This window comes from Streptomyces sp. NPDC001933, assembly GCF_042890955.1.
In the GTDB taxonomy this organism is placed as follows: Bacteria; Actinomycetota; Actinomycetes; order Streptomycetales; family Streptomycetaceae; genus Streptomyces.
The window spans coordinates 1-9,392 of the sequence record NZ_JBIASS010000068.1; the positions used below are offsets into that span (position 1 = coordinate 1).

Consider the following 9,392-nt stretch of genomic DNA (forward strand, 5'->3'; position numbering starts at 1 on the left):
ACTTTGGCCGAATCGCCCGATCAGCTGCCTGCTGACGACGAACCATCCCACACCTCGCTGATCACGAGGTGTTGCGACGACCGATTGAATCCGCCCAGCTAGCCACCATCTCTGAGATCACCACCCAGCTACGCGCCTGCGTGTCCGGACTGCCCACCGAGTAGCTGCTTCGAGGGCCGAGGGCCACAGACCCTCCAAGCCCCGTACGCCGTCGAACATGGCGTACGGGGCTCGCGTACGCCCGTCAAGCACCCGCGTACCGCCAACGGCAGACAGGATCACGCCGAGCTCGACGCACACCCAAAGGCATCAACGCAGGTCACCACCGCCCCGTACAGCGCGTGCCCTCTATACGGTACTCACCGTCCTGGTGACCGCGTGGCCCCAATACCCACATCGCGCCGCACGGCCAACCACCGACAGGGCGTCCATGACAACCCACCCCCAAGCAGCGGCCGAACCGGATGGCGGTGAAGAACACTGTCCCCGGTGCGGCGGCACCGACATCGAATCCTGGCAGGAAACCTTCTGGAATCCACACACCAACCTGCACGTCGTCGACAGGGCCCTGCGCTGCAACCACAACCAATGCGGGACAATCTTCCGCCGCGACGACGAAATGCACGATCCAACAACTCGCCAGAACTGGAGACCGTTTCCATGAAGACATGTTCCGCACAGTGTCAGTGTCAGCAACCCACATACAGCCTGTACGCAGAGCGCGACGGCATCGCCTATGGCTGGGACGGCTTCGCCGACAACCTGGCCGACGCCGACTCCACCCGGGCACTGCTCGACCGGGCCCGGCGCGAGCTCGCCTATATGAACAGCAGGTTCGGCACCTCCGGCATCTGCTACGTGCACCTCTTGCAGCACCACACACCGAACTGCAACTGCCTGGACGATGCCGAGCCCGGCGAACACTGCCGCGTCGTGGAGACCTTCGCACCCGCACCAGGCGCCACCAAAGCTCAAGACGTGGCGGCCGCCCTCACATGGCTGGCCGGCCACGTACAAAAGCGCGGCATCGACTGGACTGACCTGTCAGAAGCCGTACACGATGTCGCAGCCGCTGAGGCGGCGCAGACCAACAACGACGGAACACCCACCCAACTCGGCTACCTCCTGGATAAGTGCGGTCAGCAACAGACCATGGAACTGATCGCCGAAATGGCTTCCAGCACGCAAGGAAACTGAACTCGCACTGCCCGAGACGACGCCCGCAACGCACAAACCGCGGGCGTCGTCCACGTATCCGCCGAATCGCAGCCAAGCACCATTGCGTACACATAATCGCAGGTCAGAGTCGTGATCAAAGCAATGAAGAGGTCGTAACTTCGTCGCCATCACCCACGGACACCGCACACGTCCAGCGGTAGCACATGCGACGAAAGGCCCACGAAATGCTTTCACCGACCGGACCCGGGCCTGCGCCTGAATGGACCCTCCTCTCCTGGGGCCTGGGGGCAGACTCCACCGCCGTAATCGCGGTCCTGTGCGAGGACCCCACCTCCTACGGTCTGCGCGAAGACCTCTCCGACCTAGTGATCGTGACCAGCCACACAGGCGAGGAATGGCCGGACACCTACGACCTCGCCGAAAGCCACGTACTGCCGCTTCTGCGCCGCTACAACGTCCGACTGGTCCAGCTCGCCCGCGCAGGGCAGTCCGACGCAGCGGGATACGTCGTTCTCTCCGACACCCGGCAACCCCATCACCTTCACCGCCGGGGCCCCTGGGCACTGAGCGACGAGTACATCCCCACGGGCACGCTCCCGCAGTACGCCAACAAGAAGCGAATCTGCTCAATACGAGCCAAAGGAAGCGTGATCGACCGCTGGGTCGCAGACGAGTTCGGCGACGCGATCTACCGGCACGCGATCGGCTTCGAGGCCACCGAAACCGGCAGATCCGAACGCGACACCGAATACGCCTCACCAACCCGCCGCCCGTGGTACCCGCTGATCGAATGGGGCTGGGACCGCACGCGCCTGCAGTCCTTCCTTCAGGAGACGTTCGGCGTGAGCGAGTGGCCCAAGAGCTACTGTGCACTCTGCTGCTTTCCTGTGACCATGGCCTCAAGGGACAAGCACCTCGAACGGTGCCGGACCTTCCCCCAAGTCACAGCCAAGGTCCTGCTGCTCGAACACCGAGCCATGGCCCTCAACCCCCGCTCCACCCTCTATCGAGACACCTCACTCAAAGCCCTCCTCGCCGACGACGGAAACGAAACAGCCCTGTCCGCCTACGAACAGCTCCTCGACGAGAGCCCCTGGGCTGTCTACAACGTGCGAAGAGTCTTCTTCGCCCGTCGAAGTGACACCTGCAGGGCACAGCACGCCACGACCTGCACCACCCCGCTCCCAGGGTGCCGCGACACCACGCGCAAGGGCACCTGCTGGCGCTCAACGCGCACCATGGCCATAGGACCGCGCGACGCCATCGAGCAGTACCTTCACCGCCTTGCCCACGAGGCCGGCACGACCGCGGTTGCCAAGGAGGGCATCTCTCGAGCCCTCACCCACGAACCAGGCACCACCTACCCCACCGCTGAAGGACTCCTCGTCGCGGCTCCGGCCGGAATCGAAGACAAGGAGAGAGCGCACTTCAGCGACCGCTGGGACCGGGTACTGGGAACCAACACACTCCCGATGGACCTCGGTTCGTGAACCAGTTCACGCCGCTGGGCCAATCGCGCCCGGCGGCGCCCGGCCGCAGACCCGACTCCCGGACCACTATCGAACGCGCATGACGACAGACACTGCAGGACGCACACCGACCTCTGCGCCCACCGCGGGGGCATCACCGCCATGTGAGAGAACCGACGAGACCAACCGCTCCACGCCTGATGCAAAGAGGCGGCCCGCCTCGGGGGCCGCCGCCCCCTACCTCCCCGCGGCCGCCGTTCCCGGGCACACCGGGCACGGCGGACGCGCCCCAGTACCAACGCAAGGCACTCGCACAGCCCAAGGACCAAAGTGCGCCCACACACAAAGAGCCGAACACCTCAACCGGCTCTTTCCGCAGGTCAACGACCCTATCGTTGAGCCCGTTCCGCAGTAGCTTTCCGGTACAGCAAGGACAGCACCCGTCGGGGAACCCGACCGGACTTGGCCGTCACAAACGCCCCGGAGGCACTTCGTGCTCACCACCTCACGCCCCGAATCAGCCGCAGCCGAGATTGAGAAGGCGCTGAAAGCCGCCGACCTCACCACTCAGTACAGGGAAACAGTCTCTTCCTATGGAGCGTTCGTGCTCCGCAAGGACGACCTGCCAGGAGAGATCTGGATAAGCGACCGAAAGGGTCACCTCCACTACGAGGTCGCTGACCACCAGGGGCTGTGGGCGCGCCACTACGCCCATCCTGGCGATGGCTCTGCTTGGCACACCATCTACATCTCCTCCATCCCCAACTTGGCCAGGGACTGCAGCGCGCTCACAGCCTCCCTCGCCGCCTTCCGCCTACCCGCCAGCTCGCACCTCGCTGCCCAGATCAGCGAACTGCGCGAACGCCTCGTCTACATCGAGGATCAGATCGCATGCACCCAGCACCCCGAGTCAGCCGTAGACGCCGCGACCCGCATCCGTCGAAAGATCCAGCGCGTCACCGAAGCCATTGCCATTGATGACGCCCGCCCCGACAACCAGTAACTGAGAAGGACAGCCGCCCCACAAACGGACTTCCCATCCTGGGGCGGCCAACCATCAGCCGCGCACAACAGCCTCTTTCACCCACAGCCCCACAGCACGCGCGTGGCTGGCACAGGCGCCCCGTAAACACGGGAGCACCAGTGCCCGGCCGGCACCGTCACGACGGGCATCAGCCGGAACTGGATAGGTACCCTCAACGCGGACGGGGCCATGGAAGCCGCGGCCAAGTACAGCGATGTCGGTCGCGGGCTCCGCGACCGACATGGGACATCGCACTCACATCCTGACCCCCGAGCGGACTGAGCGAAGCGAGCAGGCACCGCTACACCTGGATAGACATCCGGGAATCACGCGAATGAGCTCCGCGTGGGGATGCCTTCATGCAGCCGGCCACAGGTGTGGCGTACACCGCGAGCAGACGCGCGGAAACGCCCGCCAAATCACGCTCAACGGCCCGCGCTACCACAGCCTGTTCGGCTCGATCACCATCGGAGCCAAGTCCGGGAGAGTCCTGTGCGCGGAGATCACCTAAGCAACGATTCTGACGACCATCGCACGACAGTCAGCGGCACGAACGCAGTCCGTGCCCAATCGGAGGCCGGTCACCCTTTCTGTGCCCGGCCGGTTGCACCGCACCCAACGCCACCGCCAGCTCGCATCGATGAACCGAAGCAACAGAAGGAGGCTTGGCGCCGCGTCCTCTTCCGGTGCAGCGTTTCGGCTGGTCAGCGCTGCGCTCTGCGCCGCCTTCGAGCCGTAGTGTTGTTCGTGCCGGGGGGAGCCGGTAATCCTCCACCCCACGCGCGTACCGCACCCCCTACAGCCAGCTACGAATACCCACGGCCGATGAGGAGCCGCGCGTTCGGCCTCGCCGAACCCGTCCCGCCGCTCAGACCGGGGTTGTGTGGATCCGTTTTTGGCTTCGCAGTCGAGCCGCACTCCCACCCCCAGGCCGCGCCTGTGGCGCGCGGCCCGGGGCCGCCTGTCCTATCGATGATGAGGAATCACCCCATGCTGAACGATGACCTGTCGATGGTCCCCACCCATGTCCGCCGTCTCGCCGAAGACACCGCGAAGGAGCTCGGCCCTGACTGGAGGACTGAGGCGATCCTCAGCAGTGCACTCGTGGTACACCCCATCGGACTCCGCATCATGATGGAGGACCACATCGGCCACATCCGTCTGACGGTCCATGTCGCCGTCAGCATCAACCCGCGCTCCCCGTTGGAGACCATCACCGCAGACGTTCCGATGACCGCTGACCACGCCCGCACCGTAGGCAAGACCACCGACACCATCCGCACGCAGCTCCTGCCTCACTTCGGACGGGCAGACGCCCTTGCAGGGCTTCGCGTGCTGTCTCTGCCCCTGCGTGCTGCCAACCTTCCCGTCGAAGCCCAGGGCAGCAACTACCGCCTCACCATGGACTACAAGTCCGAACGCTTCAATTCCCGGGCCACTGAGCACACGTACCGGGATGGCGAGCACCGCCCCTTCCACGTCACCATCACAGCGAAGGGGGACGACAGCACACGGGTAGAGATCCGCATTTCACACCTGGACGCCCTCCATGCCGGACGTATCGCAGCGGCCGCCATACCCCGCGTCTACGCACCCGTACCCGTTGCTGATCACCTGCCCGACCAGGTCCGCGAGCTCGCCGCCGTGGTCCCGGGACTTACTGCCGAGCACACCATCAGCAACGACCCCCGGTATACCAACTTGACCGACCCGTCCGGAGCGGTCACCATCCGGCACGCCGTCGCGGTCTCCGACACGGGAGCCCGGACATGGGCTGCCGTATGGATACGTAACGCGTCCGTTGCCACTGCCTACGGCGCCCTCACGGCCTACACCGCCCACTGACCCAAACCACACCCGCGCGGCCGGGGCGAACGCGGCGCCCCGGCCCTCGCCAGGGCTCCCACCACCGAGCGCGGCGTTTTTGCAGGTCAGAGCTTGTCGCGAACACCCACATCACTCGTAGCGTTCACCACGGTCCGAGATCCCGGGCTTGTGTCATCAACGTCATCGCTGAGGAGATTCGATTATGAGTGAACCCCTCTATGAACTGCCTGAGGCCTTTACCCCGGAAGATGCCGCCCAGGAGTGGGAAGACGACCGAACTCGCATCGGCCGGGACGACGTGCCCGAGCCATACGTGGATATACGTATCCCGTACTGCTGGGACGACTGGGACAAGTGGGACGACTGGGACGACTGGGATGACGCAGAGCCGGAACGCGGGCCGGAGGTCCGGATCCCGGGCATCTTCCTGGAGATGCACGCCGCCGCACCGCAGGCCGCCCCCGAAGCCGTCCGCACCCTCTTGCACGGAGTGGAGAATCTTCTGCAAGGGCGCAGCCCACACGCCCGAATCGAGGTCCCTGAAAGCCTGCTGGGCCCCCTTGCGGACTATGCAGACGAGCGCTGCACGACGTGGCACCACGGCGGAGCCGACACATCTGCGGTCCAGGCCGCGAATGCGCTGGCCAGGCACGTACGCGGGCACCAGCGTCATGCCGGACGACAGGCCGAAGAAACTGCGGCCGCCGCCGCGAAGGCGAACGCACCGCGCTGCCCTGAAGGCGACGACCGCGTGTGCCCGACTGCGACGTGCGGGTGCCCGCCGTTCTGATCGGCGCCGTCCCGAGTGGCAGGTACCGCCAGACCCACCCTGGCGGAGGTGAGTCCCCAGTCACTCACGGCGAGGCGAGTCTGGGAACCCTGCCAGACCGCACGCCTTCCGTCCCGTGACCACGCAGCGTTCACGGGCCGTTCAACCCCGAACTTCACCCGGTAGTGCGTGTTTTGGCTGGTCACGGGTCGTCGCAGAGGCCGGACGAGACCGTAGCTTTCGGTTTGTTCCCGAGGCCGGTCGTCCGGCCCCGGGGTTCATCACTACTCCGCAGGAGAAGCACCTCGTGAGCATCCGTTTGAACATCCGTCGCTGCACTGCACCTGATGCCCTGTTCTGCCGCTATATACACGCGTCAGCGCCGCAGCCTGCCTACATCGAGCTTGGTCTTGCGGACGGTGTCTTCCTCGCCTCATACGACTCCCTTGTCGGTCCCGGCCGACCGGTAGAGGTCGCCTCCGGCATTGACCGACAGTGGGCGATCCCCGTCCTGAATGGGGAGGCCGCGAACGAGCTGCTTCGGGAGCTTGCGCCCCTCGCTCAGCGCGTCCTCGATGGCGCCACCATCGAGTGGGACGGCGAAAACTATGTTGGCCGGCTCATCACGGACGACGCAGATGAGGCGTACGGCCTGATCACCGTGCGCTGCGAGACCATCGACGCCACGGAACACAACCAGGACATTCTCCCAGTCTGGGACATGGACAGCATCGGCAGCCCCTGGAGTGCAGACGATGCAGGCATCACCCGTGCCACTACTGACGAGGAACTCGACGTCATCGAGAAACAACTGCTCCGTGAGTTCCGCGAGGAGCAGGAGCAGCCTCACGCGGTCGTCCATGGGCTGAGTGCCCATCTGCGCTGGCTGCGCGAGGAGCTCAGCGACTCCCCCCACTGACCAAGCAGACGGAGCCATGAGATTGCCCGGATGCCACCAGACACAGCACCAACCGCCCGCGAACGGGCACGGAAGGCCCTCGACGCACACCCTGCCCGCCTCCGCCCAGCCGGACCTTCAACCCATAGGAGTGCCATGACCACCCAGTTCGGACCGCCGATCGACCTCACAGACTTGGAAGGCTTCGAGCGGACGGCCTTGCGTCCCCGCCGCACGGCATTCTGCGGCCGCGTCTCCACCAAGGACAACCAAGATCCCGCCTCGTCCATACCGAGGCAGGTTGCCCTCGCCTCCCAACGCCTCGAGAAGGGCGAGGAGTTTGTCGCGTACTTCTGGGACGTCGAGTCCGGAATGCTCCCCCCGGAGCTGCGAAGCCTCGGATCGCAGGAAATGTACGACGCGCTTGCCGTCCCCATTCCCCGGGCCGGCGGACTCCAAGACCTCGTCGACCGGGCCGAGCACCTGGGCGTGACCCATGTCCTGGCCGAACGCGCAGACCGCGTGGCACGGGCCATGCTGACCAGCCTCATCGTGGAACACGAACTGGGCAAAATCGGGGTGGAAGTGGTGTACGCCAACGAACCAGTCGGCGGCACCGAATCGGGACGCCTGCGCGCGCGGCGATCCAGCCAGGTCGACGCAGAGATCTACCGGACAGTTCTGCTGGAGAATTCGATGGGCGGGCAGATCCAGCACGCCATCAACGGCTGGAACCACGGATACGCGCCGTACCCATACATCAGGGTGATTGACGAGAACGCCCCAGTGCGGGAGAGAGGGCGGTTCGGCGCTGACCGGCCGCGGCATAAACTTGCTCGCCATCCCGACTCACGCCGGTTCGATGCAGCCAGGGAGCTGTGCCGTCTGCGACGTGAAGAGCACCTGAAGTCCGCGGACATCATCGCAATTCTGGCGTCGGAACCCGACCGGTATCCGATCGAGGGCCGGTGGACGCACACCCGGGTAGAGGGCCTGATTGCGAATCCGAAGCTCGCGGGCTATCAGGTGTACAACCGGAAGGCGGCCCGAACCGGCCGGCCCGGGTTTTCCAGGCTGAATCCTGTCTCTGAGTGGGTGTGGTCGTCGAGGATCGTGCATGAACCCGTGGTGAGCCTGGAGGAGTGGAAGCAGGCCCAGCAGGTCACCGAAAGTCTACGCACGGGGGCGCAGGAGGGCGGCGCACTGATGCGTATCCGCGCTGCGGCCCGTCGGCGGGGCCTCACCGTCACCGTCGTCGGCAGCAACGACACACACACGCTGTACCGGATCGGGGGCCGGCAGGTGGCCCTTCCCACCCCCATCCCGGACACGGTCGTGCAGCAGATCATCGGAGATCTGGAGAATGCAGCATGAGCGAGACCATCGAGTGTCTGGCCAGCAGGCTCAATCGGACGTGGCTGGTGCACGTCCTCGAGCACGGGGTATATGGGACCGGGCGGACACTGAAGAAGACGCGCGAGAACACCCAGCAGGGACTCGCACTCGTAGGCGTGACCGCGGAGGTCACTATCACCCCGACATCACCGGAGCTGGAAGCCCTTCGGGCCGCCGAGAACGCCTACACGGCGGCCTTGAACGAGGCAGTGGCCGCCATGGCCCTGCGACAGACAACATTGAGTGACATCGCCCAGGCGACACGAGTGCCGATCCGTCAGGTGAAGCAGCTCCTTGCCGAACGAGCGCCGGATTCGCCGCCGCCGGCGGACTCACACTGAGGCTTCGCACCACCAGCCCCGCCCAGGCACCGCACCGTAATTGAATGCTGCTGCTCGGCGGCACGGAGATAGCCCCGGTTCGTCCGGGGCTATCTGCGTGCTCGGCCGCCCGGACTCACAATGCCGACGCTGCGGCAGGATCGGATCCGCGACGAGGCATTCCAGGTAGACGACCCGCTTCACCTGATGCGTCTGTTCGGCCTCTCCTCTCACACCGCAAGGCGGTACATCACCGCCTGAACGCATCGCGAAGCCCTCAGCGTGTGTCAGGAGGATCGCTGTGGCTGTGGCTGTGGCTGTGGCTGTGGCTGTGGCTGGGTGTGGTCCGTCTGGATTGTGTGTGTGGTCCTTGTGTGTGTGCGGGGCCAGCAGGTTGGTGGTGTGGGCGTTGTCTGGCATCTGTGTTTCCTGTCACCGGTTCAGGGACTGTTTGGTGTGGTGTTTTTGCTGGTCAGCGCCGTGCTTTGGGGCTTGATTCAGTCTTACTGTT

Annotated in this window: 9 protein-coding genes; all 9 read left to right on the forward strand. The window is 65.2% G+C overall.

What is annotated here, in order from left to right; all coding sequences use genetic code 11:
* The first annotated feature begins 430 nt into the window (after nucleotides 1-430).
* The 9 genes from ACFYY7_RS44265 to ACFYY7_RS44305 all read left to right on the forward strand — a co-directional run bounded on the left by ACFYY7_RS44265 (nucleotide 431) and on the right by ACFYY7_RS44305 (nucleotide 8,902).
* Nucleotides 431-664, forward strand: a complete 234-nt coding sequence (locus ACFYY7_RS44265; protein ID WP_388671786.1) for a hypothetical protein — start codon at nucleotides 431-433, stop codon at nucleotides 662-664.
* Nucleotides 661-1,197, forward strand: coding sequence for a hypothetical protein (locus ACFYY7_RS44270; RefSeq protein ID WP_388671788.1), 537 nt, complete (start codon nucleotides 661-663; stop codon nucleotides 1,195-1,197). Before ACFYY7_RS44265 ends, ACFYY7_RS44270 begins: the two co-directional genes overlap by 4 nt.
* A gap of 206 nt (nucleotides 1,198-1,403) precedes the next feature.
* A complete protein-coding gene (locus tag ACFYY7_RS44275) occupies nucleotides 1,404-2,669 on the forward strand; it encodes a hypothetical protein (RefSeq protein ID WP_388671791.1) in 1,266 nt (421 codons plus the stop codon).
* A 472-nt stretch (nucleotides 2,670-3,141) separates the two neighbouring features.
* Nucleotides 3,142-3,651, forward strand: a complete 510-nt coding sequence (locus ACFYY7_RS44280; protein WP_388671794.1) for a hypothetical protein — start codon at nucleotides 3,142-3,144, stop codon at nucleotides 3,649-3,651.
* A gap of 1,011 nt (nucleotides 3,652-4,662) precedes the next feature.
* On the forward strand, nucleotides 4,663-5,517 hold the full coding sequence (locus ACFYY7_RS44285; protein WP_388671797.1) for a hypothetical protein: 855 nt from the start codon (nucleotides 4,663-4,665) through the stop codon (nucleotides 5,515-5,517).
* Between the two features lie 184 nt (nucleotides 5,518-5,701).
* Entirely contained in the window at nucleotides 5,702-6,289 is a 588-nt protein-coding gene (locus ACFYY7_RS44290) for a hypothetical protein (protein ID WP_388671800.1), read from the forward strand.
* Nucleotides 6,290-6,575: 286 nt separating this feature from the next.
* Nucleotides 6,576-7,187, forward strand: a complete 612-nt coding sequence (locus tag ACFYY7_RS44295; protein WP_388671803.1) for a hypothetical protein — start codon at nucleotides 6,576-6,578, stop codon at nucleotides 7,185-7,187.
* A 135-nt stretch (nucleotides 7,188-7,322) separates the two neighbouring features.
* On the forward strand, nucleotides 7,323-8,540 hold the full coding sequence (locus ACFYY7_RS44300; RefSeq protein ID WP_388671806.1) for a recombinase family protein: 1,218 nt from the start codon (nucleotides 7,323-7,325) through the stop codon (nucleotides 8,538-8,540).
* Nucleotides 8,537-8,902, forward strand: coding sequence for a hypothetical protein (locus ACFYY7_RS44305; RefSeq protein WP_388671809.1), 366 nt, complete (start codon nucleotides 8,537-8,539; stop codon nucleotides 8,900-8,902). Before ACFYY7_RS44300 ends, ACFYY7_RS44305 begins: the two co-directional genes overlap by 4 nt.
* Nucleotides 8,903-9,392 lie beyond the last annotated feature (490 nt).

What these genes read in the sequence shown, in the direction of transcription:
- ACFYY7_RS44265 (WP_388671786.1), top strand. Translation starts at nt 431, where the DNA reads ATGACAACCCACCCCCAAGCAGCGGCCGAACCGGATGGCGGTGAAGAA.
- ACFYY7_RS44270 (WP_388671788.1), top strand. Translation starts at nt 661, where the DNA reads ATGAAGACATGTTCCGCACAGTGTCAGTGTCAGCAACCCACATACAGC.
- ACFYY7_RS44275 (WP_388671791.1), top strand. Translation starts at nt 1,404, where the DNA reads ATGCTTTCACCGACCGGACCCGGGCCTGCGCCTGAATGGACCCTCCTC.
- ACFYY7_RS44285 (WP_388671797.1), top strand. Translation starts at nt 4,663, where the DNA reads ATGCTGAACGATGACCTGTCGATGGTCCCCACCCATGTCCGCCGTCTC.
- ACFYY7_RS44290 (WP_388671800.1), top strand. Translation starts at nt 5,702, where the DNA reads ATGAGTGAACCCCTCTATGAACTGCCTGAGGCCTTTACCCCGGAAGAT.
- ACFYY7_RS44300 (WP_388671806.1), top strand. Translation starts at nt 7,323, where the DNA reads ATGACCACCCAGTTCGGACCGCCGATCGACCTCACAGACTTGGAAGGC.
- ACFYY7_RS44305 (WP_388671809.1), top strand. Translation starts at nt 8,537, where the DNA reads ATGAGCGAGACCATCGAGTGTCTGGCCAGCAGGCTCAATCGGACGTGG.